Here is a 23,398-nt window from a genome sequence, read left to right as displayed (position 1 = left end):
TTTCCCTCCCTTGCCAAAATCTCCAGCCACTTTTTTAGGACATCATTCTCCAGTCGCAGCCTTTTGACTTCCCGTTCCAGGTCCTTGTACTCTTTCCGCCTCCCTCTGTGCTCCATTAGCCCAAAATCGCCCTGTTCCCGGTATTTCCGCATCCAGATCTTTAATCGCCCCACATCTTGAATCCCCAGCTCTTCAGCAATCTTTGCCTTGGGAATGCCCTGAAGCCTCATTTCCACTGCCTTCTTTTTCAGTTCAAAGCTATATGTCTTGAATTTCTGTCCTTTTCTTGCCACGAAAATCACCCCTTAAAGTAATTTTCACAGGGGTGTTTTCCTGTGTCTACTTTAAGGGGTGCACTTCATCGAGGCGGGGGTGGTTTGCTGCCCGGCGGCCGAAATCTCAGGCCGACATGACTTTCCGGATCCGCTCCAGGGCCCAGTCCAGCTCCTCCCGGGTGATGGTGAGGGGAGGGGCGAAGCGGATCGTGTTTTCGTGGGTTTCCTTGCACAAGAGCCCGGCTTCCGCCAGCCGCTCGCAGTGGGGGCGGGCCGGCTCGTAAAGTTCCATCCCGATGAACAGCCCTTTGCCGCGCACTTCCTTGATGATCGGGTTTTGGATCTTGAGAAGTTCCGAGCGGAAGTACTCGCCCAGTTCCAGGGAGCGCTCCGGCAGGCGTTCCTCCACCAGCACTTCCAGCGCGGCGACGGCCACGGCGCAGGCCAGGGGGTTTCCGCCGAAGGTGGAACCGTGGGAGCCCGGTTCGAAAACGCCCAGCACCTCCCGGTCGGCGGCGGTGGCGGAGATGGGCATGACGCCTCCTCCCAGCGCTTTGCCGAGGATGTAGATGTCCGGCTTGACCCCTTCCCAGTCACAGGCGAACAGTTTGCCCGTCCGTCCGAATCCGGTTTGGATTTCGTCGGCGGCAAACAGGATGCGATGTTCCCGGCACAGCTCATAGGTGTTCCTCAGGAATCCCTCCGGCGGGACGATCACGCCGGCTTCTCCCTGGATCGGTTCCATCAGGACCGCGGCGGTGTGAGGGGTGATCGCCTTTCGGAGGGCGTCGATGTCCCCGTAGGGGACGACTTTGAAGCCGGGGGTCAGCGGGCCGAATCCCCGCCGGTACTCTTCGTTGGAAGAGAGGGAGACGGCGGTGATGGTCCTGCCGTGGAAGTTGTTCTCAAAGACGATGATCTCCGCCTGATCCCGGGGGATTCCCTTCACGTCGTAGGCCCAGCGGCGGATCGCCTTGATGGCCGTTTCCACCGCCTCCGCCCCGGTGTTCATCGGCAGGACCATCTCTTTTCCCGTCAGTTCCGCCACCTTCTGGTAAAATTTCCCCAATTGATCGTTGTGGAAGGCGCGGGAGGTGAGGGTGATCCGGTCCGCCTGCTCCTTGAGGGCGGCGATGATCCGGGGGTGACGATGGCCGTGGTTGAGGGCCGAATAGGCGCTCAACATGTCCATGTACCGATTGCCGTCGGCATCTTCCACCCAGACACCCTCCCCCTTGGAAAGGACGATCGGAAGGGGATGGTAGTTGTTTGCTCCGTAGCGTTCTGTCAGTTCGATAATCGCTTCGCTCGTGGTCATGGCGTCCTCCTTTTGTGGGCATGTTCCCCAAATCACTTATCCACATTGTAGTCGGAAGCGGCGTCGGAATCAATGATCGACTTCATTTGGGGAAACCCCCGGGTCTTCTTTTGCAGGAGGTTGGCGCCACCTGTTCCGATGCAGGAGGGTATTGGCAAAGGAGGGGCGTTCCGAGGGGGAGGGGGTGGGGATTCTGAACTTATCTCCGGAAGGCAGGGGGGATGCTTTGAGGGAAGCGAAACACATTTTCAGGATCGTATTTGGCTTTTACCCTTCGCAATCGGGGGTAGTTTGCTCCGTAGTAAACCGGCCCGGAATTTTTAATTCCTTGGTCCGGAACGTTGATATAGGACCCGACGATGAAAGGTTGGAGCTTCCGGCGCGTGTCGCGGACAAGGGCGATATTTTTGGCGGCTTCGGAACGTTTGATCCATGAACTGTTCCACTCGATGTAAAATTTGGCTTTCCGCCAGAAGAACGCCGTCGCCTCAGGGGGGATGCGGCTTACAGCGCCGCCCCAGTTGAGGAAAAAGAAACCTGCGGGGGATCCCGGTTTCGCTTTCTCTAAAAATTGACGCATGACCTGAATCGCCCTTTCCGGGAACGGGCGGATCGCGAAACCGGAAGAGAACTGGTTGCTCCACCTTTGGGTAAGGACTGGATCGGGAGGCAACAAAAAGTTTACTGCTTTCGGGTATGACAACCACCGGATGATCTTCGTCGTGGGAGTGCCGACGCTCAATACAGGCTTCAACAGGCGTACGGCCTCCCTTTTTGGTCCCAGGAACAGCCCCTGCACGGTGACACGGCCTCCGATTTTCGGGCCGATTTCCAAGTAGGTGCCCAGCCTCGTATCGACGGAAGGAGCCCATCGCTGCCATACTCTGAATACCTTTGCGAACTGATTCCATGGCCAGATGATGCGGAATACTGTCGCCCCGGCTGGGGCACGATGCACTTTGAATTTGTATTTGGTATATATCCCGAAGTTTCCGCCGCCACCTCCGCGGGTAGCCCACAGGAGGTCCGCGTGATGGTTTTTGTCTGCACGAATCACCCTTCCCTTCGCATCCACCATTTCCACGCCGATCAGGTTATCGCTGAGAAGGCCGATCGATCGCTGGAGAGGCCCGATTCCCCCGCCGGGTGTGATGCCGCCGATGCCGACGGAAGGGCTGTCACCAAAGGGTGCCATAAATCCTTGCCGTGCGAGGGTCTTCACGATTCTTCCCACGGTGTTGCCCGTCTCGACGATCGCAATTCCCCTTTTTTTATCCAACCAGATGTTTTTCATATCGCTTACATCGATGACAATTCCCCCGTTGACCTGGGAGAGATTTGTTTCCAACGCATGCCTTCCGCTTCTGGCGCGAATGGGGACTCGGTTCTCACGGGCCCATCTGATGGCGTTTGCTACATCTTGCGTCCTTTGGGCAAACACAAACACTTTGGGAAATCTGTTCGTATGGGGATCCCAATTCTTGCGCGCACGTTCATAGCCCGGATCCCCTCTGAAGATGACCCGCCCGGTCAGCCGCGCTTTTGATTTCAACCTTTCCAACCTCCCCTGAGTGAACGTTGCAAATTATCCTATGTGGAACATCGGGGCATGGCGTGGACCGATACAGCGACGAAACCCATTTTTTCGTCGCATCCATCGCGAGCATATGAATGAAACTTTTTTTGCCGTTGAAAAGCGGAAAGCCGACCCTTATTCACCGGTTGGGTCGGCCGGGCTTTCAACGCATTCGACTTTGCCGGCGGTGGAGAGGGCGTCTTCGGGTACGCATTTTTTGAAAAAAGAATGTTGACGAAATTCTGGGGAATCCCTTATAATTAAATACAAGTTTTCAGACGGGAATGACAAGGGAATACCGCATGCAGCACTCTTATCCAGAGCGGCGGAGGGACTGGCCCGATGAAGCCCGGCAACCCCGGACACCGTCCGGAAGGTGCCAATTCCTGCGGAAACCTTCGGGTTTCCGAGAGATAAGAGGAGAGCGGCATCACCAAGCAGCCTCTTCTCTGGATAAGGGAAGAGGCTTTTTATTTAAAAAAAGGAGGAATCGTCGATGGCGGAAGAAAGGCAGTATCGGCCGGAGACCTTGGCGGTGCACGGGGGGCAGGAACCGGATCCCACCACCCTGTCGCGGGCGGTGCCCATTTACCAGACGACTTCTTACGTTTTCCGCGACACTGAACACGCGGCCAATCTGTTTGCCCTGAAGGAGTTCGGCAACATTTACACCCGGATCATGAACCCGACGCAGGATGTGTTTGAAAAGCGCATCGCCGCCCTGGAAGGCGGTGTGGGAGCCTTGGCGACGGCCTCCGGCCAGGCGGCCATCACTTATTCGATCTTGAACATCGCCAAGGCGGGGGATGAAATCGTCTCCTCCAGCAGCCTGTACGGGGGGACCTACAACCTGTTTCACTACACCCTTCCGAAGCTGGGCATCAAGGTGAAATTCGTCGACCCCTCCGATCCGGAGAATTTCCGCAGGGCGATCACCGATCGGACGCGGGCCGTCTTCGGGGAGATCATCGGCAATCCCAAGTTGGATGTGCTCGATCTGGAGACGGTGGCTGCCATCGCCCATGAAGCGGGGATTCCCCTGATCGTCGACAACACCTTCGCAACCCCGCACCTGTGCCGGCCCTTTGATTACGGGGCGGACATCGTCGTTCACTCCGCGACCAAATTCATCGGCGGCCACGGAACGTCCATCGGGGGCGTGATCGTCGATTCGGGGAAGTTTGATTGGACGAACGGCAAGTTCCCCGAATTGACGGAACCGGATCCCAGCTATCACGGCGTGTCCTACACCGAAGCGGTGGGTCCCATGGCCTACATCATCAAGGCCCGGGTACAACTGTTGCGGGACATTGGCGCGGCCCTGTCGCCCTTCAACGCCTTCCTGTTCCTGCAGGGGCTTGAAACGCTCCACCTGCGGATGGAGCGGCACAGCGAAAACGCGCTGAAAATCGCCCGCTACCTCCGGGAGCACGACGCGGTGGAATGGGTCAGCTATCCGGGGTTGGAGGACCATCCGTCCCATGAATTGGCGAAGAAATACCTGCCCAAGGGACAAGGCGCCATTCTCACCTTCGGTATCCGGGGAGGCTTGGAGGCCGGGAAGAAACTGATCGAAAGCCTGAAGCTGTTCTCCCACCTGGCAAACGTCGGCGATTCCAAATCCCTGGTGATTCATCCGGCCAGCACCACTCACCAGCAACTGACGCCCGAGGAACAGTTGTCCACCGGGGTGACGCCGGATCTGGTCCGCCTGTCGGTGGGCACGGAAGCGGTGGAGGATTTGATCGATGACCTGGACCAGGCGCTGAAAAAGAGCCAGAGCGCGGTGGGGGTCTGACCCGGAGCAGGGTTCAGGGAAGAAGCCGCGGCTGTCCGGCCGTTTTTGGACATGCACACACATCTGGGAGGGATCGGCGTGCATCTCGACTCCCGATTGGCGCAAATCGGAACCCGGAAGGATGAAGGCACCGGAGCAGTCAGTTATCCCGTCTACCACGCGACGGCCTACCGCCATCCCGCCCTCGGGGAAAGCACCGGTTACGACTATGCCCGGACGGCCAATCCCACCCGGGATGTGTTGGAAGAGGCGATCGCCGCCCTGGAAGGGGGAGACGCCGGTTTTGCCTGCAGTTCGGGGATGGCGGCGATCCAGACGGTCATGGGCCTGTTTTCCCGGGGGGATCACCTGGTCGTTTCCCTGGATCTGTACGGCGGGACCTACCGGCTGTTTGAACAGGTGCTCGCGAGATACGGCCTGTCCTTCAGCTATGTGGACATGCGGGACCTCTCCGCCGTCCGGAGGGCGATCCGCCCCCAAACCAAAGCCCTGTTCGTGGAAACGCCGACCAACCCGTTGCTGCAGGTGGCCGATCTCCGCGCCCTGGCCGCAGCGGCCCGGCGCCACGGATTGATTCTGATCGTCGACAACACCCTCATGACCCCCTATCTGCAGCGGCCGCTCGCCCTGGGGGCGGACATCGTCATCCACAGCGCCACCAAGTATCTGGGCGGCCACAACGACGTGCTGGCGGGCCTGATCGTGACCAAGGGGGAGGAACTGACCGAGAAGATGCGCTTCCTTCACAACTCCATCGGCGCGGTGCTCGCCCCCCAGGACGCCTGGTTGCTGATGAGGGGGATGAAGACCCTGGCGCTCCGGATGGAGCGCCATCAGAGCAACGCGGAAGCCTTGGCCGGTGCCCTGGCGGAGCATCCGCTCGTGGAGCAGGTGTTTTATCCCGCCTTTGATCCGGAGGCGGCGGCGGTGCAGAGCTCCCAGGCGGCCGGTTTCGGGGGAATGATTTCCTTTCGGGTGAAGGATGCCGGTCTGGTGGCCCCCTTTCTCCGGTCCCTCCGGCTGATCTCCTTTGCGGAGAGCCTGGGCGGTGTGGAAAGCCTCATCACCTATCCCGCCACCCAGACCCATGCGGACCTGCCCGAGGAAAGGCGGCGGTCCATGGGAATCTGCGACCGGCTGCTGCGCCTTTCCGTCGGCATCGAGCATCCGAAGGACCTGATCGAGGACGTGAACCAGGCTTTGGCCCGGGCGGAAAGGATCGTGAGAGGAGGAGGAACCGGTGGAGTTCGGAACCCGGCTTCTTCACAACGGCAATGAGATCGATCCCCATACCGGGGCGGCCAGCATCCCGGTCTACCTGGCTTCCACCTATCATCAGTCCGATCCGGACCGGCCGGGCCGGTTCGATTACGCCCGTTCCGGCAATCCGACCCGGCTCGCTCTGGAGAGGACCATCGCGGAGTTGGAGGGGGGCGTCCGGGGGTTCGCCTTCTCCTCGGGAATGGCCGCGATTTCCACGGTGTTCCTGCTGTTTTCCTCCGGCGATCATCTCGTCGTGTCCCGGGATGTGTACGGGGGAACCTACCGGGTGCTCACCCAGGTTCTCTCCCGCCTGGGGATCTCCTGCACCTTTGTGGACACCACCGATTTGAAGCAGGTGGAAGCGGCGATCCGGCCGGAAACCCGGGGACTGTTCGTCGAGACGCCCTCCAATCCCACCCTGAAGGTGACCGACTTGGCCGGGGCGGCTGCCATCGCCCGCTCCCGCGGCCTGATCCTGATCGTCGACAACACCTTTTTGACCCCCTATTACCAGACGCCGCTGGAGCTCGGAGCGGACATCGTGGTGCACAGCGCCACCAAATTTCTCGGAGGCCACAGCGACGTGGTGGCCGGTCTGGTGGTGGCCAAGGGGGAGGAACTGGCGGAACGGATCGGAGCGCTGCAAAACACCGTCGGAGCCGTTTTGGGGGTGCAGGATGCCTGGTTGCTGCTTCGGGGAATGAAAACCCTGAAGGCCCGGATGGATGTCTCTGCGAGGAGCGCGGCGCGGATCGCCGAATGGCTCGCGGATCACCCGGCGGTCCGACGGGTGTATTACACCGGTCTGCCCGGGCATCCCGGGTACCGCCTGCAGGCCAAACAGGCCCGGGGCAACGGGGCGGTCCTCTCCTTCGACGTGGGGAGCCGGGAGAGGGCCATGCAGGTTCTGAAAAGGGTGACCCTTCCCCTGGTTGCCGTCAGCCTGGGAGCGGTGGAAAGCATCCTGTCCCATCCGGCCACGATGTCCCATGCGTCGATGCCCCGGGAGGAACGGGAGCGCCGGGGCATCACCGACGGACTTCTCCGCCTCTCGGTCGGTTTGGAAAGCGCCGAGGACCTGATCGCCGACCTGGCCGAAGCGCTGTCGGAAAAAAAGATGTTTGTCCTGGGCGGTGGATGAAAATCCCGTGCCCGCCAAAAGCTGATTTCGCCTGTCGGAAGACGGGCGTTTTTTCTTGGGGAGCATAGATCCTGCCGCTTCCGCAGAGCCCTGCGCGCAAGAAAAGGAAGGGCCGCGGCCGCCTTTCCCCCTTCCGGCTTTTCGGAGGAAAGCGTCCGGTTTTTTCCGTCCGGGTTTTGGGAGGCATCATGACGCATTTCCGGACATGTTGTACAATGGGGGAGAAAAAGGGTTGAAAAGGAGCATCGGACAATGACGATCAAATCGGACAAGTGGATCCGCAAGATGGCTCTGGAACACGGGATGATCGAGCCGTTTGTCGATCGGAACGTGGGCAAGGGAGAAGCCGTCAGCTACGGATTGAGCAGTTACGGCTATGATCTGCGCGTCGCCGACGAATTCAAGATTTTTCACAACGCCCTTCATACCGTCATCGATCCGAAGAACATCGATTCCAATTCCTTCGTCGATTTCAAGGGAGATGTGTGCATCATCCCCCCCAACTCCTTTGCCTTGGCCCGTTCCGTGGAATATTTCCGCATTCCGGAAAACGTTCTCGCCGTCTGCGTCGGAAAATCGACTTACGCCCGCTGCGGGATCATCACCAACGTGACCCCCTTTGAGCCGGGATGGGAGGGATACGTCACGCTGGAGATTTCCAACACCACCCCTTTGCCCGCCAAGATTTACGCCAACGAGGGCTTGTGTCAGGTTCTTTTCTTCGAGAGCGATGAACCCTGCGAGGTTTCATACCGGGCCAAGCAGGGCAAATACCAGCATCAGCGGGGAATCACGCTGCCCCGGGTGTGAAGGGGCGATTCGCACCTAGCTCCTTCCGTCCGATTTATTGGGCGGGAGAAGAGGGGATTTTCTCACCCCCGTTGAAAAGAGACTAGAGATGGAACCCCTGTGAAAGGGGATTTTCTTTCCCTCGGGGACTTGCCCGGCGATAGAGGGGAAATTCCCGCCACGGAACAATTTCCCTGGGCTTTCCGCATATTCTTTTTTGCGGGAGATCCCCGGGACTTTTCTTTCAGACTTTAAGCAGTGGAGGAGGCATTCCGTGAAAGAGAAACTGGCGCAACTGCGGAGGCGCGTGCAGGAAATCAATGATTTGGAAGCCATTTTATCCCTCGCGTTTTGGGACCAGGCCACTTACATGCCTTCGGGAGGCGGCGAGGCGCGGGCCCGCCAATTGGCGACCCTGGGAAGGATTTCCCACGAAAAGCTGACGGATCCGGCCGTAGGGCAGCTGCTGGAGGATCTGCGGGAGTATGAAAAGGAGCTTCCGGCCGATTCCGACGAGGCCGGACTGATCCGGGCCACGCGGCGGAAGTATGAGAAGGCGGTCAAGATCCCGTCCGATTTCATTTCGGAGTTTTACAAGCACCAGTCCGATTCGTACCAAGTGTGGATGCGGGCCCGGGAGGAAAACGACTTCGAGGTCGCCCGGCCCAATCTGGAGAAAACCCTGGAGTACAGCCGGAGGCTCGCCGAATTCTTCCCGGGATATGAACATATTGCCGATCCGCTCATCGATTTCAGCGATCCCGGCATGCCCGTGAGCGTGATTCGCCCTCTGTTTGCCGAACTGCGCCGGCAACTCATCCCCCTGGTGGAGGCGATCACCGAAAAGCCCGCCGTTTCGGATGCCTGCGTCCGGCAAACCTTTCCCCGGGACAAACAGCTGGCGTTCGGCCTCGAGGTAATCAAGCGCCTCGGTTACGACCTGGACCGGGGACGGCAGGATCTGACGGCGCATCCCTTCATGATCAAGTTTTCCCTGGGAGATGTGCGGATCACCACCCGGGTGAAGGAAGATGACCTGAGGGAGGCCCTGTTCAGCACCATCCACGAGGCGGGTCACGCGATGTATGAGCAGGGGATCAACCGGGATTACGAGGGAACCCCCCTGGCGGAGGGCGCATCCTCCGGCGTGCACGAAAGCCAGTCCCGGCTGTGGGAAAACATCGTCGGAAGAAGCCGGGAATTCTGGAACTACTTTTATCCCCGCCTTCAGAAGGTTTTCCCCGGCGAATTGGGCTCCGTCGATCTGGACACCTTCTACCGGGCCATCAACAAGGTGGAGCGCTCCCTCATTCGGACCGATGCCGATGAGGTGACCTACAATCTGCACGTGATCATGCGCTTCGATTTCGAGCTGGATCTCCTGGAGGGGCGGCTTGCGGTCCGGGACCTGCCGGAGGCGTGGCGGGAGCGGATGAAGGCCGACCTGGGAATCGAGCCGCCTGACGACAGGACCGGCGTCCTTCAGGATATGCACTGGTACCAGGAAATGATCGGCGGGATGTTTCAGGGATACACCCTGGGCAACGTCCTGAGCGGTCTCTTTTATGAAGCGGCTCTCAAAGCCCATCCGGAAATTCCTTCCGAAATGGAGCGGGGAGAATTCGGGACCTTGCGCCGCTGGCTGACCGAAAACATCTACCGGCACGGGTCGAAGTTCACCGCCGCGGAGCTGGTGGAACGGATCACCGGCGGCCCGATGACCATCGAGCCCTACATGCGTTATCTCCGGTCGAAGTACGGGGAGCTGTACGGACTTTGACGCCTCTTCGCGGATCGGACGGGAAAAAGGTTGTTTCCGCACCGGTTGAGGTTTCGGCCGGGGCGGTTTTCTTTTGTTCCTTCGGGCCCGTGGAAGAAGGGGGATAAGGATGATTGTCCAAGGAAAAAAGGTTCCGGCCGTTTTTCTGGAGCGTCCCAATCGCTTTGAAGCGCTGGTCCGTCTCGGGGATCGGGTGGAACGGGTCCACGTTCCCAATACGGGAAGGCTGAAGGAATTGCTGCTGCCCGGTGCCGAGGTGATGCTTCTTGAGTCGGACAACCCCCGTCGGAAAACCCGGTACAGCCTGGCCTTTGTCCGGAAAAGGGAACACTGGTTCTGCATCGTTTCCGCCTGGGCCAACCGGGTGTTTGCGGAAGCGGTGAAAAAGGGAGCCGTCGATTGGCTGTCCGGGGAGGTTCGGGGAGAAGTGCGCCGGCAGGGGAGCCGGATGGATTTTTTGATCGGCGGCAGCACTTGGGTGGAAGTGAAGGGCGTCACCTACGAGGAGGATGGGATCGCCCGCTTTCCCGATGCACCGACGGAGCGGGGGAGGCGCCACCTGGACGAGCTGATTCGGCTAAGAAAAAGCGGAGCCTGCTCCGCCGTCGTTTTTGTCGCTTTGATGGGGAATGCGACGCGCTTTGAGCCCTTTGCCCAAAGGGACCCGGCCTTTGCCCGGAAGCTGAGGGAAGCGGCGGAGGGCGGGGTGCTGGTCCGGGCCTACAAATGCCGCGTCCGGGCGGAAGAGGTTGTTCTGGAGGAGGAGCTGCCGGTGGATTTGGAGGCCGGAGGGTGAAGGGCGGCGCTTTTTCCCTTGCCGGAAGAACGTTTGGAGTGTATGATAATATCAACTGTGTTTTGAAATGAGGGGATTGTCTTTGCCCACCGTGTTCTGTCACTAAACACCGAGAACGAGTGAACAGGAGCGGAAAAACCTGGCGCAGGTCAGGTTTCTTTCCCATGCCTTTTTTCCGATTTGCGATGAACACGGTGGCATTTCCCATCTCCCTTCCGATGGAAAAAACCGTTGCCGAATGCCTTTCCGGTTGATGGCTGACGGTCGGGGCATGGATGAACACCGGTTCGTCCGTGCCCTTTTGTATTGGGATGGAAATCGCCCTCGTGTTCGGAAAGCACCAGGAGGGGGATTTCCGGATGAAGAATGCGTTTGCCTATCGGATGTACCTTTTGTATTGCGCCGTCGTCGCCCTTTCCATGGCGCTGATGTCGACGGCGGCCGGCGTCTATTACATTCGGACCGTCGAGATGGATGCCTTTCAGCTGCTGATGACCGGTTTTGCCCTGGAGCTGTCCGTCTTCCTCTTCGAGATTCCCACGGGGGTTGTGGCGGACCTGTACAGCCGGAAGCGGTCCATGGCGATCGGGCTTCTCATGGTGGGATGCGGGTTTTTGCTGCAAGGGGTGGTTCCCCTGTTTGTCGCCGTGCTGGCGGCCCAGGTGCTGTGGGGGGTGGGGTACACCTTTCTGAGCGGGGCGGATCAGGCCTGGATCGCCGACGAGCTGAAGACGAAGCGGCTGGAGGGGGTGTTTCTAAGGGGAACCCAGATCGGCCAGATGTTTTCCCTTTTGGGGATGCTGGCCGGCGTTTTGCTGGCCAATGTCGCGTTGAACCTGCCGCTTATTTTGTCCGGCCTGTTGCTGATCGGGCTCTCCCCCGTTGCGGCCCTCGCGTTTCCCGAAACCGGCTTCGCCCCCTCCCCGGCCCTGCGCCACAACCCCTGGCGATCGGCCTGGGACACCTTCAAAACGGGGCTATGGACGATGCGGAGGAGTCCCCTTCTGAAGGCCGCCCTTTTGATCAGCCTGCTCACCGGTCTGTACAGCGAGGGGTTTGACCGCCTGTGGACCCTTCACTTGCTGGAAAACGTGACCCTGCCGGGGATCGGCAATCTGAACGAAGTGGTCTGGATCGGCTTGATCAACGCCGGGGCCTTGGTGATGAACATTTTGGCCGTCGAGGGCATCCGTCGCCGGCTGGAGCGGACGGGGCGCCTGGAAAAGGTGTGGGTGCTCCTGATGCTGAACGGATTGCTGGTTTTGGCGATTGTCGTCTTTGCCCTGGCCGGCGAGTGGTGGATCGCCCTGGCGGCCTATTGGGCCGCCGCCGTCCTGCGGAAAACCAACGAGCCGATCTACAGCGCGTGGCTCAACGAACAAATCCGGGACTCCCGCCGGCGGGCCACCATCCTGTCCACCCAGGGGCAGGTGAATTCCCTGGGGGAGATCTTCGGAGGCCCCCTGGTCGGAGCGGTGGTGTGGAAGGGCACCGTTTCCGCCGGATTGATCGCTTCCGGCGTCATTTTGGCCCCCGTCGTCGTTCTTTACCTGCTCCTCTGGAGGAAGGGAGCGGTCGGGGGGGAGATCTCTTCCCGGAGCGCATAAGGGATTGCGGGGATGCGGAACGCACGTTCCGGTCCCCGTTTGATTTTGATTTCCGAAAGCGGTGCGCATGCATCCGGGCAGGAAGTCCGCGGTGCCGCCGGGGGGTGGGGGAGCGCGTTGGCTTGTGCGCCGTCGATGGAAAGGGAGGAATTTTGTTCCTTTTTGTCGAACCCTATCTCAACTTCGGCGGGTGGGATGGCAAGTGCGGCGTCCCTTGGTGGTCTTCGTCTCGGGATGGATTTTCGGAATCGCTCTGGCGGCGAAGACGTCCGGAGACTGGCGCCTCTGGGCGGGGGCGTCGGTTTTCATGGCTGCGGCCGGATGGCTGGAACACCGCTATTTCCGGCGCTTGCTGCCCCTTTTTCTGTTTTTTGTCGGCTTCTTCGCCGGCGGAGCCCACCTGAGTTGGACGGAGGAGGGAAACCGCTCGGCGATTGCCGAGGCGGTTCCGGCGGATGCGGGGGAAGTGCGGGCGCAGGTCGGCGGACGGATCGCATCGGCGCCGGAGGTGGACGGGGATCGGCTGCGCTTCACCCTGGAGGTGCGCTTCCTGGCCCTCGAGGGGCAGCGTCCCCTTTCGCTCCCCGGAGAACGGGTGGCGGCCCGGGTGACGCTGCGCAGCGCCCGGGAGCAGGAGTTGGCCCGGAAGTGGAAGAGGGGGATGGAGCTTTCGGCGTCCGCCATCCTGGAACGCCCCTCTCCCGCCCGCAACCCGGGGGGCTTTGATTACCGCCGTTATCTTTACATGCAGGGGATCCATTGGACGGCCCGGATCGACGGCCTGTCGCGGGTTCAGGCGGTTTCGGATGCCTCTTTGGACCTCCGGGCGGACATCGACGATCTGCGCCGATGGTTGGGGGAGCGGTTGGAGGCCCTTTACCCGGAGGAGATCGCCGGCCTGGTGCGCGGAATGATCCTGGGGGAGCGGGAAGCCGTTCCGCCGGACGCGGAGGCGGACTTCGCCCTCCTCGGCCTTGCGCATCTTTTGGCCATCTCCGGCCTGCACGTCGGGGTGTTTGTGGGCGCGATCTACGGGCTGTTGAAGGGAATCGGCCTGACCCGGGAAAAGGCGGCGGGGACGGTGCTCCTGCTTCTGCCGCTGGTGGCGCTGCTGACCGGGGCGGGAGCGCCGGTGGTCCGGGCGGCCATCATGGCGGGCCTTGCCCTTCTGGCGGTGATTCTCCGCCGCTTTAGGGACGGCCTCACCTTTTTGGCGGTGGCGGCCTGGGCGCTTCTGGCCTGGAATCCCTACATGCTGTTTCAACCGGGATTTCAGCTCTCCTTCGCCGTCACCCTGGCCCTGCTGGTGGCGGCAGGTCCCGTTTCCCGGATCATGCCCTTTCCCTGGGCATGGCTCAACCAGCTCGCCGCCGTCACGCTGGTCGCCCAGCTGGCCTCGTTTCCCCTGATCATTTACCATTTTTACGAGTTTTCCTTCCTCTCCTGGGCGGTCAACCTGGCGGCCGTTCCGGTTGTCAGCCTGCTGGTCATCCCCCTGGCGATGCTCGCCCTGGCGCTGGGGGCGGTGCACGAGGGATTGGCCTTTTTTCCGGCGTTTTTGTCCTCTTCCGTGCTGTCGGCGCTGTTGCGGGGGACCGACTTCCTTGCGCGATGGAATGGGGCGCATCCGGCCTGGGCGCCGCCGCCGGTCTGGTGGCTGGCGGCCTATGCCGCGGTTTGTTTTCAGGGATTGTTCGCCTGGACGGGGGAAGTGCGCAGGAGGGCCCTGCACCGGACCGCTTTTCTGCTTTTGATGCTCGGCCTCGTCGCCTTCGCCTGGTCGCCGGAGGCCTTGGCGCGGGAGCGGGAGGTGCGGATCGCGTTTCTGGATGTGGGGCAGGGAGACTGCGCCGTCATCGAGACCCCCGGCGGACAGGTGATCCTGGTGGACGGGGGAGGGACCCTTCCGGTTCCCCGGCAGGATTGGCAAAGGCGGCGGAAGGAACATGACACGGGCCGGGATGTGGTGATTCCCTATCTAAAATACCGGGGCATCCGGAGAATCGATTACCTGGTGATCACCCACGGCGACGCCGACCATGTGGGGGGACTTGCGGCGGTGGTCGAGCGCTTTCCGGTGCGACGGGTGATCCGCAATCCCCACCCGCCGGGTTCCGAAGTGGAGCGGCGGTTGATGCGGCTCCTTGCGGATCGGGGAGCGGAGGTGTACACGGCTCCTCGGGGAAGCGGCGGATCCCTGGAGCCCGGAGTCGCCTGGCAGTTTCTCCATCCCGGGCGAGAGGTTTCGACCGGGGAGGCGACCAATGATGATTCCGTCGTCTTTCTCCTTTACGCCTACGGGCGGACGGTGCTGATGACCGGGGACATCGAGGAGCGGGCGGAGCGGGAAATCGCCGCCGCCTGGGATCTGCCGCCGGTGGACTGGCTGAAGGTGGCCCACCACGGGAGCCGCACATCCACCCATCCCGCCTGGCTGAAGGAGACGCGGCCCGCCCATGCCGTGATCTCCGTGGGGGAAAACAACCGTTTCGGCCATCCGGCGCCGGAAGTGCTCCAGCGGCTGAAGGAGCAGGGCACCCGGGTCTGGCGGACGGACCGGCACGGGGCCGTGACGGTGCGGATCGACTCTTCGGGGAGGATGCGGGTGGAAACGATGCTGGCGTCGGGAAAGGAAAAGGGCGTCACGGATGAGGAGGGTGTGCTGTGGAATTCATCGCCTTGATCATCGGTTTGATTTACACCGTTTGGTTCATTCGCTGCATGGAGAAGATCGCTTCCCACTTGAAAAGCATCAGCGAAACCCTGGAGCGCATACAAATTCAGTTGGGAAACATCAAGGAGAACATGAGAAGGGAGCAGATGCTGAAGCTGTGGTCGGGAAAGGAGAAGGAAAGCGGGTGAAGTTTTGGAAGGGAAAACCCCCGGGTCGTTCTCCATCGACCCGGGAAACTTCACAGCCCTTGTGCGAGTTTGCAACCGAAACCCTCGCGCTATTCGGATGCAGGGCCATTCCGCGATCCGTCGCGTGTGTGGAGAAAGGCTTCAATTTGTTTTCGATGATGTTCATCGTGGTCGGCCAACCCTTTTAGATAATCCGTCAGTGTCAGGGAGCGGTTCCCGATGAAGAAGGGGGCGTCCCGGTCTGTTCCGGGAACCGATTCCAGGCGCTTGAGCAAACGCGTGCGGGTGTGATGGAAGGCGGCCAGCACTTCCTCCCGGGAGGCCTCTTCCCGAGCCCATCGGGCGGCCCGTGCGTTTAGTTCGTCCGCCTCTACCGAGGCGGGGGGCACCGTCTTGCCGGGCCGGAGCCGGTTCAGCCGTTCGTCCAGCAGGAACCGGTCCCACTCAATCAAATGGGCGATGATTTCCCCCGGAGACCACTTTCCCTCGGCAATCGGCATCAGCCACCACCTTTCCGGGATCCCTTTCAAGGACTGCACAAAATCGTTCATCTTCCGGAAATAGATGAGCACGCTCTCATAGGACACGGACATCGCCTCTGTCAGCCTTCATCCTTGCTGCTTGCGGTTTCCCACCTTGCCGCCCACGCCTCCACTTCCACCTTGAGGAAGGGACGGGCCAGGGAGGAGACGAAGCCCAGGGTCATCGCCGGGGGCGTTCCTCCGTGGAACCGGCCGAAAATCTCCCTGAAGCGGCTCCAATCGATGGGTTCGGTCAGCCAGACGTTGAGTTTGATGATATGGTCGACGGTGACACCTTCGCTCTCCAAGATGCGCCGCACATTGTCCAGGGCGTTTTGAAACTGGGATTCGACATCGTCCGGAAAGTTCCCCTCGGGGTCATTTCCCACTTGGCCTGAAAGAACGAGCAGATCGGCTCCCCGGGGCACGACGGTGAGATGAGTGTAGGTGCCGATGGGAGGCGCCACGGTTTCGGGATTTTTTCGGGTCACTTTCATTGCGTTTCCCTCCCGCCTGAAAGGTTGAGACATGCCAGTCAAGTATATAACTGGGAGTCAATATTGTCAATTTTTGTGCGTGAAGGTCCGGCATCCCGGATCGCCGTCATGTCGCCGCGTCTTGTGGTACAATGAAATCACTGCCTATGGGTTGTGCGCCGCAACAATCGGGTAGGCGGAATACGTCTAAGGGGCAGGAGGGATCGGATTGGTCGAACCGGAGTGGGTGAAACGGGCGCAGGCCGGTGACCGGGAAGCGTGCATCCGGTTGCTGCGGGAGGTGGAGGCGGCGGTGTACCGTACGGCATACTACCTGCTCGGAAACGAGCACGACGCCCTTGACGCGACCCAGGAGGCGCTGCTGCGCATCTATAACCGGCTTTCCTCCTACAAAGGAAAGTCCCGGTTTGAAACCTGGGCACAGCGGATCGTCGCCAACATCTGCATCGACCATTTCCGCAGAAAAAAACGGGAAATCCCTTATCCGGAGGGGATCAATCCGGCGGATCCCAAAGCGGGGAGCGCCGTGGAACGGCCCGGCGTGGCGATGGATCTTCAGCAGGCACTCCGGAAACTTCCGCCGCCCCAGCAGACGGCCATCGTGCTGAGATATGTCCATGATTTCAGTTACGAGGAAATCGCCGAGGCCATGGATGTTCCGCTGAACACGGTGAAATCCCATTTGTTCCGCGCGAGGAAAAAACTGCAGGAGTGGTTGTCCGAATACCAGGAAGGCGGTGTGGTCCCGTGAAGTGCGAAGAAGCGTTGGAGTGGATTCAGAGGGAGCTGGACGGAGATCTGACTCCCGAAGAACAATCGTCTCTCCGGCGCCATCTGTCCATCTGCACCGGATGCGCCGCCGAAGCGGAGCGGCTCAAGCGATTGTCCGACGACTTGTCCCGGTTGCCCCGGGTGACACCGCCCCACTCCTTGGTGGACCGTTTGATCGAATCCGGGCAGCTTCCCGGCGGGGAAGCGTCCGGGAAAGGCGAAGGCACCCGGCGCCGGTTCGCGTGGTGGCTTGGCGGCGGAGCGGCGGCGGCCGTGCTTCTCATCGGCTTTGCCGGTCTTTGGGCCGGCTGGTTCGAAGCCCGTGAACCCGATCCCGCCGACAATCAGGTCCTCGTGACAAGCTCCGAGAAAAGGGAGGATGCTTCCTCCCCCTCCGAAAACATGACCATGAGCGCTCCGGAGAACGATACCCGCGCCCCCTCCGCCTGGTCTCCCGATGGCCGGTTCCGGGCGGAAGTGGAAGGAAACCGGGTGGTGGTCCGGACGGCGGACGGAAAGGAAAAATTCCGTTCGGAACCCTGGGAGGAGGGGAGCGCCTCCTCCATCCAGTGGGTTTCCCCGACCTCCCTCCGCGTGGAAATCGCTCCGCCGGAGAAAGGGGCACAGGAAGTGCGGATCATCGACGTGGAAGCGAAGCGGGAGGATGAGGAAGAGCAAGAGGAAATGAAAAAGCAAGAGGAGAAGGGGCAAGGGGAACAGCAAGTGCAAGAGGAACAGCAGGAGCAGGAACAAGGGGAAGAGCGCGGCCGGGGTGACGGCGGATGATGGACGCTCTGATGCGGGAAATCGAGCGGGGAACCCTGGCGCCCGTCTATTTGCTGTACGGCCGGGAGACCTTCCTGATGGAAGAGATCTGCGATGCGATCCAGGAGAGGGTTTTGGAGGGAGGGGATCCCTCCTTCAACAAAGTGGTCGTGGACCTGGACGAAGTGGCGGTGCAGCAGCTGGTCCGGGAGGCGGAATCGCCCCCCTTCTTCGGCGGGCGGCGGATCGTGATCGGCCGGAACGCCCGGTTTCTTTCGACGGCCAAGGCGAAGCAAAAGGTGGATCATCGCCTGGAGGAACTTCTCCGTTATGCGGATGAGCCCCTGTCCACGACGGTCCTGGTGTTGCTTGTTCCGGAGGAGAAACTGGACAACCGGAAAAAAGCCGTCAAGAAATTGGAAAGGACGGTCCGGACGGTTCGCTGTGATCCGCTGGAAGGAAGGGAATTGGAAAAATGGGTGTTCGACCGGTTCCGGCGTCATGGCGCAAATCCCCAGCCGGAAGCGGTCCGCCGGCTGATCCGGCAGGTCGGCAGCGACTTGCGCCTCCTTCACAACGAGTGCGCCAAGCTGGCCCTTTACGCGGGGGATGGGGGAACGGTTTCCGCCGAGGATGTGGACCGGCTGGTTCCGCGGACGCTGGAGGAGGATATTTTCAAACTGGTGGACCGGGCGGCGAGCCGCAAGGTGGAGGAGGCTTTCTCCATTCTGTACGATTTGCTGAATCAGCGGGAGGAGCCGATCCGCATCCTGGCGCTGATGATCCGTCAATTCCGCATCCTGCTGCAGGTGAAGCTGCTGGCCGCGCAGGGAAAATCGGATCGGGAGATCGCCTCCCTCCTGGGTCTTCATCCATATCCGGTGAAGCTGGCCCGCAGACAGGGAAAGGCTTACTCGGAGCGGCAGTTGCGGCGGCTGCTCCTTTCGGCGATTGAAACGGACCAGGCGATCAAATCGGGAAAGATCGACAAAACCTTCGCTCTGGAACGCTTTTTGTTTCTGCTCGGCCGGGACCAGGCGGAAGGGGCCGGAAGGATGCGGTAAGGGACGGAGGGGGGAACCGTCGCCGGGGAAAAGTCCTCTTCATCCCTCCGTTGGAACGGGATTTTCCGGGATGGAATGGGCCGGAGAATCATGCCCCGCGCCTTGTCGGGGACTTTTTTCGTCCGCCCTTCCGAAGCGGAATACGTCCCCCTGTTTCCGGGTGGCGATCCGGTGTTTTTCCTCCCCGGCCGCAGCCAGCAGGCGCGTCAGCGGTTCCTTCACCGGTTCCTGGGAAAGGACGAAGGTGTCGTAATGGATCGGCATCAGCCACCGGGCGCCGGTGTCGAGGAACATTTTCCATGCCTGCTCCGGGGTGCAGTGGTTGCGCTGGAAGGAATCGGGGGAGTAGGCGCCGATCGGCATGAAGGCCAAATCGATTTTCCCCCGCTTTCTCAGTTTCACGAACTCCGGGGTGTAGGCGGTGTCGCCGGGAAAGAACAGGCGGACGCCGTTTTTTTCAATGAGGTATCCGGTATATCCGTAACCGGTGTTCCAGGGGAACCGGTTTCCCCAATGGCGGACGGGAACCGCCTGCACCCGCATGCCGAGATCCGAGAGGGTCACGCTTTTTTCCCCTTGAAGTTCCGTCACTTCGCCGAAGGGCATGTGCCTGAGCAGCTTGGAGGTTCCCCCGGCGGTGATCACCCGCGTTCGCGATCCGGCCAATTTTCTTAAGGTGGGCAGGTCGAAATGATCCATATGGGCGTGGGACAACAAAATGAGATCGATCCGGTCCAGATCCTCGAGTCGCAGGGCCGGAGCGACGTGTCTCTTCGGTCCGATCTGCCAGGGTCCCACTTGAACCCCGACCCGGGGACCCAGGACCGGATCCGTCAAGATTCTCACACCGTACAGATTGATCATCACCGTGGAGTGGCCGACCCAGCCCACGGTCACTTCGTCATCCCGCCACTTGCGGGGACGAAGGAGCCGCTTCGGGTTTTCGGGCGTCCCCTTCGGAAAGCGGCGGCGCATGCGGAGCCACATTGCAGTAATGAGCAGGATCGGCAGAGCGACCAGGATGAGCAAAGCGAAAAACGGCATTTTCAACATGGTTTCGACTCCCGTTTTCAGTCTGTCTTTTTCCGGCGGAGATTTCCTGCCGGACCTTCCGATGGATCGCCGGCAATGTGGTATCCTATCGATGGACGAACGGGAAAGGGAGGGATTTCATGAAAATCGTCAGCGCCTGTTTTGTCGGAATTCACTGCCGGTACGATCAGCGGCACAACGCCCTGGAGGAAATCCGGCGATTGGTGCGCGAAGGAAAGGCGATTCCCGTTTGCCCCGAGCAGGAGGGCGGGCTTCCCACTCCGCGCAATCCGGCCGAAATCGTCGGCGGAGACGGTGAAGATGTCCTGGACGGAAAAGCCCGGGTCATCGACAATCGGGGCAACGACGTGACCGAGCAATTTCTCGCCGGAGCCCGCAAGGCCCTCGCCGTCGCCCAGGCCGTGGGGGCGAAGCAGGCGATCCTGAAGGAGCGAAGCCCCTCCTGCGGAAGCTGCATGATATACGACGGCACCTTCAGCGGCGGAAAGAAGCCCGGCGTTGGCGTGACCGCGGCCCTGCTTCGCCGGCACGGGATTGAGGTGGTGTCGGAAGAGACGATGAAAACCGAAAGCTCCGGGGATACCGGGGAGGAGGGATCGTCGAAGGGCTGAAAAAACCGGCTTGAGGAAGCCGGAAAAGGAAATCGAAGGCTTTGTCGTTGTCATCCCTGCTCCGCGCCGGCGGAGGCGGCGAGGGACCGGCGGAGGCGGCGGTATCGGAGATACATGCCCGCACGCCAGGGAAGGATCATCCCGAAGGCGAGGGTGAAAAACAGGCCGGCCGTCTGGGGAATGGAGATGTATTGTTCCACGTAACCGTGCAGTAAAAGGCGCACCGAAAGCAGGACCAACAGGATCACCACGAAGGAAAGGGAACGTTTCAAGTAGATCTCGCCGTTCACCACTTCAAACCGGGAGGTCCAGATCAGGGGGGTGGCCAAAAAGACCGCTCCCGCCAAAAAGGCGATCAGTCCCCACCAAACCGGAAAATGGGTGGACGGATGGAGAAACATCAGAAAGCCGGTGCTCATCCCCAGCGGAGGCATGATGATCCCCTTGGGCGTTACCGGCCGTTTGGTCGCCCGGATTCTGAGGATGATCACCATCAACGCCATGGTGGCGACACCCAGCGTGAAGGCGATCTGCGGGTGGAGGGAAATTGCATGCGTCATGGACCGATCCTCCAGTGTGCACGGATTCTGTGGGCAAATCCGACGAAGCGCGCGTTGTCGGGAAAGTACCCCTTTATTTTAGCATAATCATATCCGACATGCCCGTCGCGTACAAGGCGGTGAATGGCCGCTTTTTTCCCTTATAATTCCGCCTCCGGAGCGCAAAGCCGTTTTCCCGCCGCGTGAGGGCCCTTTTACTTCCTCCCCGCCGGTTTTTGCCCGAACATCCCTTCATACACCAGCGAATCCAACGGCCGGCGCTGGGAGGGCTGTTCCCGTTCCCGCAGCTCTTCCGGCAAGGCTTCCCGCGGCCCCTGATATCCGATGGCGATCAGGGCCTGGATGGCGTATTCGTCCGGAACGCCCAGCGTCTCGCGGGCCTTTTTCATGTCAAACCCGGTCATCGGATGGGTGATGAGTCCTTTGCGGACGGCTTCCAGCGCCAGAAAGCCCCAGGCTGCCCCCGCGTCGAAGGCGTGGGAAAAGTTCTCCCCGCGCTCCGACACCCGCTGGGACAGCATCAGGACGAGGACGGGCGCTTTGCGGCACCAGGACAGGTTGAATTCGGAGATAAAGGTGTAAAACCTCTCCCGGTCCTCGGGCGTGCGGGCGATGATGAACCGCCACGGCTGCAGATTGTAGGCGGAAGGAGCCCATCGCGCCGCCTCCAAAAGGCTCCAAAGCAGCTCTTCCGGCACGTCCTTGTCGAGAAAGGAACGCGGCGACCAGCGGTTCAGATAAACCGGATCGATGTCGTGTTCCGCTTGCCGAGGAAAGCTGGATGTCGTTGCTTTGCCCATGGGTTATTCTCTCCTTTCGTCATGCACAGTTGTTTATTATACCACATTTTTCTTTCCTCCCCGATTTGGCGGACGGAAGAAAAGGTCCCGCACAACCCGGGTTTTTCCGGGATCCCTTGACACGGCTGCGGCGGTGACGGACAATAAGACATGCATTGTGATTCGCCTTGCACTTCTTCCTTTTTTCAGTTACGATAATGCATATTCCCATGATCGTCCAGTTCCATCCTTCAAATACAGGCATTGCGATGAAGAAGAAGAGTAGCGCGGCACGGGTCGTTTCAGAGAGTCGGCGGATGGTGCGAGCCGATCGCCTCCCGCGTGAATGGGCTTCGGAGCAGTTTCCCGAAACGGCGCAAAGCGCGCCGGTGTAGGCGGAACCGGTGGCGGACCGTTATTTCCGTAAAAGTGCGTCTCCTTGCGGAGGCGAAGTAGGGTGGCACCGCGAGGCGATCCCTCGTCCCTGTCCGGGATGGGGGTTTTTTGTTTAAAGGACTCAGGAAGAAAGGAGCGGTAAGGGATGAAACGGATTTTGTCGGGCATTCAGCCTACGGGAAACCTTCATCTGGGCAACTATCTGGGAGCCCTCAAACGGTTTGTCCAGCTTCAGCATGAAGCGGAGTGCTATTTCTGCGTCGTCGATCTGCACGCGCTGACGGTTCCCCGGGATCCGGCGGATCTGCGGGAGAAAACGATGGAGGTGGCCACGCTGTATCTGGCGGCGGGGCTGGATCCGGACAAAATGACGATGTTCATTCAATCCCATGTCGGGGCTCACGCCGAAGCTTCCTGGCTGCTGGAATGCGTCGCCCGGGTCGGAGAGCTGGACCGGATGATCCAATTCAAGGAGAAGAGCAAGGGTTCCGACAGCGTGTCCGTCGGCCTGTACACCTATCCGGTTCTGATGGCGGCGGACATCCTCCTTTACCGGGCCGATGCGGTGCCCGTGGGAGAAGATCAGAAACAGCATCTGGAATTGTGCCGGGACTTGGCGGAGCGGTTCAATCGGAATTACGGCGATGTGCTCACGGTGCCGGAGCCTTTGATCGGCAAATTGGGCGCAAGGATCATGGGGTTGGACAATCCCCGGAAAAAGATGAGCAAATCCGCCGGCAGCCCCGCCAACTTCATCGCCCTGCTGGATGATCCCGACACCATCGTGAAAAAGATCAAGCGGGCGGTCACCGATTCGGAAAACGAGATCCGCTATGATCCGGAAGCGAAGCCGGGGATCAGCAACCTGTTGGTCATCTACAGCCTGTTGGCGGACGAATCCATCCCTTCCCTGGAACATAGATACCGGGGAGTGGGATACGGTCAGTTTAAGCGGGATCTGGCCGAAGTGGTCGTGGAGCACCTTCAGCCGATTCAGAAGCGGTACAGGGAATTGCGGCAGTCGGGAGACGTGGAGCGCGTGCTGGCGGAGGGAGCGGAACGGGCCGGCCGGGTGGCCCAAGAGACGCTGATTAAAATGAAGGAAGCGATGGGACTGCTTCCCCGGTTGGGATGATGGCCGGCGGTGTTGGGTCCCGATCACACGGATGGGGAGGA

The 23,398-nt window shown here is 60.5% G+C and carries 22 protein-coding genes, 1 riboswitch and 1 other annotated feature; of the genes, 14 read left to right on the top strand and 8 right to left on the bottom strand.

Annotation, left to right across the window (positions count from 1 at the left end; all coding sequences use genetic code 11):
- The 3 genes from BM063_RS01985 to BM063_RS01975 form a co-directional block, all read right to left on the bottom strand.
- The coding region (locus BM063_RS01985) for a transposase (protein WP_092035658.1) at window positions 1-293 on the bottom strand (293 nt) is incomplete at its 3' end.
- A gap of 106 nt (window positions 294-399) precedes the next feature.
- Entirely contained in the window at window positions 400-1,593 is a 1,194-nt protein-coding gene (locus BM063_RS01980) for an ornithine--oxo-acid transaminase (protein WP_092035634.1), read from the bottom strand.
- A gap of 199 nt (window positions 1,594-1,792) precedes the next feature.
- A complete protein-coding gene (locus tag BM063_RS01975; RefSeq protein ID WP_092035633.1) occupies window positions 1,793-3,145 on the bottom strand; it encodes an FAD-binding oxidoreductase in 1,353 nt (450 codons plus the stop codon).
- Window positions 3,146-3,479: 334 nt separating this feature from the next.
- Window positions 3,480-3,589: riboswitch (SAM riboswitch) on the top strand.
- 76 nt (window positions 3,590-3,665) lie between these two features.
- Between BM063_RS01975 and BM063_RS01970 the strand changes: the two genes are divergently transcribed.
- The 9 genes from BM063_RS01970 (at window position 3,666) to BM063_RS01930 (ending at window position 15,205) form a co-directional block, all read left to right on the top strand.
- Entirely contained in the window at window positions 3,666-4,967 is a 1,302-nt protein-coding gene (locus BM063_RS01970) for a homocysteine synthase (protein WP_092035632.1), read from the top strand.
- Between the two features lie 78 nt (window positions 4,968-5,045).
- Window positions 5,046-6,245 carry an aminotransferase class I/II-fold pyridoxal phosphate-dependent enzyme gene (locus tag BM063_RS01965; protein WP_092035631.1) on the top strand — a complete coding sequence of 400 codons (1,200 nt, stop codon included), beginning with the start codon at window positions 5,046-5,048 and terminating at the stop codon, window positions 6,243-6,245.
- Window positions 6,208-7,371: a trans-sulfuration enzyme family protein gene (locus BM063_RS01960; protein ID WP_092035630.1), complete on the top strand. Its 1,164-nt coding sequence runs from the start codon at window positions 6,208-6,210 to the stop codon at window positions 7,369-7,371. The genes BM063_RS01965 and BM063_RS01960 overlap by 38 nt, the downstream gene beginning before the upstream one ends.
- A gap of 252 nt (window positions 7,372-7,623) precedes the next feature.
- Window positions 7,624-8,181, top strand: coding sequence for a dCTP deaminase (gene dcd, locus BM063_RS01955; protein WP_092035629.1), 558 nt, complete (start codon window positions 7,624-7,626; stop codon window positions 8,179-8,181).
- A 253-nt stretch (window positions 8,182-8,434) separates the two neighbouring features.
- Window positions 8,435-9,940, top strand: coding sequence for a carboxypeptidase M32 (locus tag BM063_RS01950; RefSeq protein WP_092035628.1), 1,506 nt, complete (start codon window positions 8,435-8,437; stop codon window positions 9,938-9,940).
- Between the two features lie 109 nt (window positions 9,941-10,049).
- Window positions 10,050-10,736, top strand: a complete 687-nt coding sequence (sfsA, locus tag BM063_RS01945; protein WP_092035627.1) for a DNA/RNA nuclease SfsA — start codon at window positions 10,050-10,052, stop codon at window positions 10,734-10,736.
- Window positions 10,737-11,095: 359 nt separating this feature from the next.
- A complete protein-coding gene (locus tag BM063_RS01940; RefSeq protein ID WP_143085199.1) occupies window positions 11,096-12,343 on the top strand; it encodes an MFS transporter in 1,248 nt (415 codons plus the stop codon).
- A 202-nt stretch (window positions 12,344-12,545) separates the two neighbouring features.
- On the top strand, window positions 12,546-15,026 hold the full coding sequence (locus BM063_RS01935; RefSeq protein WP_177198928.1) for a DNA internalization-related competence protein ComEC/Rec2: 2,481 nt from the start codon (window positions 12,546-12,548) through the stop codon (window positions 15,024-15,026).
- Window positions 15,008-15,205, top strand: coding sequence for a hypothetical protein (locus BM063_RS01930; RefSeq protein ID WP_092035624.1), 198 nt, complete (start codon window positions 15,008-15,010; stop codon window positions 15,203-15,205). Before BM063_RS01935 ends, BM063_RS01930 begins: the two co-directional genes overlap by 19 nt.
- Window positions 15,206-15,294: 89 nt before the next feature.
- Here the strand turns inward: BM063_RS01930 and BM063_RS01925 are convergent, their stop codons facing one another.
- Complete coding sequence (locus tag BM063_RS01925) at window positions 15,295-15,798, bottom strand: DinB family protein (RefSeq protein ID WP_092035623.1); 504 nt, start codon at window positions 15,796-15,798, stop codon at window positions 15,295-15,297.
- An 8-nt stretch (window positions 15,799-15,806) separates the two neighbouring features.
- Window positions 15,807-16,223 carry a RidA family protein gene (locus BM063_RS01920; RefSeq protein WP_092035622.1) on the bottom strand — a complete coding sequence of 139 codons (417 nt, stop codon included), beginning with the start codon at window positions 16,221-16,223 and terminating at the stop codon, window positions 15,807-15,809.
- 208 nt (window positions 16,224-16,431) lie between these two features.
- Between BM063_RS01920 and BM063_RS01915 the strand changes: the two genes are divergently transcribed.
- From BM063_RS01915 to holA, 3 genes are read left to right on the top strand one after another with little or no spacing between them, the layout of a single operon-like run.
- A complete protein-coding gene (locus tag BM063_RS01915) occupies window positions 16,432-16,974 on the top strand; it encodes an RNA polymerase sigma factor (RefSeq protein ID WP_092035621.1) in 543 nt (180 codons plus the stop codon).
- Entirely contained in the window at window positions 16,971-17,780 is an 810-nt protein-coding gene (locus BM063_RS01910; RefSeq protein ID WP_177198927.1) for an anti-sigma factor family protein, read from the top strand. The genes BM063_RS01915 and BM063_RS01910 overlap by 4 nt, the downstream gene beginning before the upstream one ends.
- Window positions 17,777-18,823 carry a DNA polymerase III subunit delta gene (gene holA / locus BM063_RS01905; protein WP_092035619.1) on the top strand — a complete coding sequence of 349 codons (1,047 nt, stop codon included), beginning with the start codon at window positions 17,777-17,779 and terminating at the stop codon, window positions 18,821-18,823. Before BM063_RS01910 ends, holA begins: the two co-directional genes overlap by 4 nt.
- Before the next feature lie 39 nt (window positions 18,824-18,862).
- Here the strand turns inward: holA and BM063_RS01900 are convergent, their stop codons facing one another.
- Window positions 18,863-19,876, bottom strand: coding sequence for an MBL fold metallo-hydrolase (locus BM063_RS01900; RefSeq protein WP_245751971.1), 1,014 nt, complete (start codon window positions 19,874-19,876; stop codon window positions 18,863-18,865).
- A gap of 119 nt (window positions 19,877-19,995) precedes the next feature.
- Here BM063_RS01900 and BM063_RS01895 point away from each other — a divergent pair, with 119 nt between their 5' ends.
- On the top strand, window positions 19,996-20,487 hold the full coding sequence (locus BM063_RS01895; RefSeq protein WP_092035618.1) for a 2-thiouracil desulfurase family protein: 492 nt from the start codon (window positions 19,996-19,998) through the stop codon (window positions 20,485-20,487).
- 50 nt (window positions 20,488-20,537) lie between these two features.
- On the opposite strand, the gene BM063_RS01890 is transcribed toward BM063_RS01895, so the two are convergent.
- Both BM063_RS01890 and BM063_RS01885 read right to left on the bottom strand, forming a co-directional pair.
- On the bottom strand, window positions 20,538-21,047 hold the full coding sequence (locus BM063_RS01890; protein WP_092035617.1) for a CcdC family protein: 510 nt from the start codon (window positions 21,045-21,047) through the stop codon (window positions 20,538-20,540).
- 194 nt (window positions 21,048-21,241) lie between these two features.
- Window positions 21,242-21,847: a nitroreductase family protein gene (locus tag BM063_RS01885; protein ID WP_092035616.1), complete on the bottom strand. Its 606-nt coding sequence runs from the start codon at window positions 21,845-21,847 to the stop codon at window positions 21,242-21,244.
- Between the two features lie 239 nt (window positions 21,848-22,086).
- Window positions 22,087-22,315 (top strand) — a binding site (T-box leader).
- A gap of 52 nt (window positions 22,316-22,367) precedes the next feature.
- Here BM063_RS01885 and trpS point away from each other — a divergent pair.
- Window positions 22,368-23,357, top strand: coding sequence for a tryptophan--tRNA ligase (trpS, locus tag BM063_RS01880; protein WP_092035615.1), 990 nt, complete (start codon window positions 22,368-22,370; stop codon window positions 23,355-23,357).
- Window positions 23,358-23,398: the final 41 nt, after the last annotated feature.

Origin of the sequence: Planifilum fulgidum (assembly GCF_900113175.1) — a bacterium.
GTDB lineage: Bacteria > Bacillota > Bacilli > Thermoactinomycetales > DSM-44946 > Planifilum > Planifilum fulgidum.
The sequence above is the reverse complement of the archived record's forward strand: the minus strand, read 5'-3'. Positions and strand labels throughout refer to the sequence as shown.

Bases quoted from the DNA above. Each gene is read 5' to 3' on its own strand.
- BM063_RS01980 (WP_092035634.1), bottom strand. From the start codon at position 1,593: ATGACCACGAGCGAAGCGATTATCGAACTGACAGAACGCTACGGAGCA.
- BM063_RS01970 (WP_092035632.1), top strand. From the start codon at position 3,666: ATGGCGGAAGAAAGGCAGTATCGGCCGGAGACCTTGGCGGTGCACGGG.
- dcd (WP_092035629.1), top strand. From the start codon at position 7,624: ATGACGATCAAATCGGACAAGTGGATCCGCAAGATGGCTCTGGAACAC.
- sfsA (WP_092035627.1), top strand. From the start codon at position 10,050: ATGATTGTCCAAGGAAAAAAGGTTCCGGCCGTTTTTCTGGAGCGTCCC.
- BM063_RS01940 (WP_143085199.1), top strand. From the start codon at position 11,096: ATGAAGAATGCGTTTGCCTATCGGATGTACCTTTTGTATTGCGCCGTC.
- BM063_RS01925 (WP_092035623.1), bottom strand. From the start codon at position 15,798: ATGTCCGTGTCCTATGAGAGCGTGCTCATCTATTTCCGGAAGATGAAC.
- BM063_RS01920 (WP_092035622.1), bottom strand. From the start codon at position 16,223: ATGAAAGTGACCCGAAAAAATCCCGAAACCGTGGCGCCTCCCATCGGC.
- holA (WP_092035619.1), top strand. From the start codon at position 17,777: ATGATGGACGCTCTGATGCGGGAAATCGAGCGGGGAACCCTGGCGCCC.
- BM063_RS01900 (WP_245751971.1), bottom strand. From the start codon at position 19,876: ATGTTGAAAATGCCGTTTTTCGCTTTGCTCATCCTGGTCGCTCTGCCG.
- BM063_RS01895 (WP_092035618.1), top strand. From the start codon at position 19,996: ATGAAAATCGTCAGCGCCTGTTTTGTCGGAATTCACTGCCGGTACGAT.
- BM063_RS01890 (WP_092035617.1), bottom strand. From the start codon at position 21,047: ATGACGCATGCAATTTCCCTCCACCCGCAGATCGCCTTCACGCTGGGT.
- BM063_RS01885 (WP_092035616.1), bottom strand. From the start codon at position 21,847: ATGGGCAAAGCAACGACATCCAGCTTTCCTCGGCAAGCGGAACACGAC.
- trpS (WP_092035615.1), top strand. From the start codon at position 22,368: ATGAAACGGATTTTGTCGGGCATTCAGCCTACGGGAAACCTTCATCTG.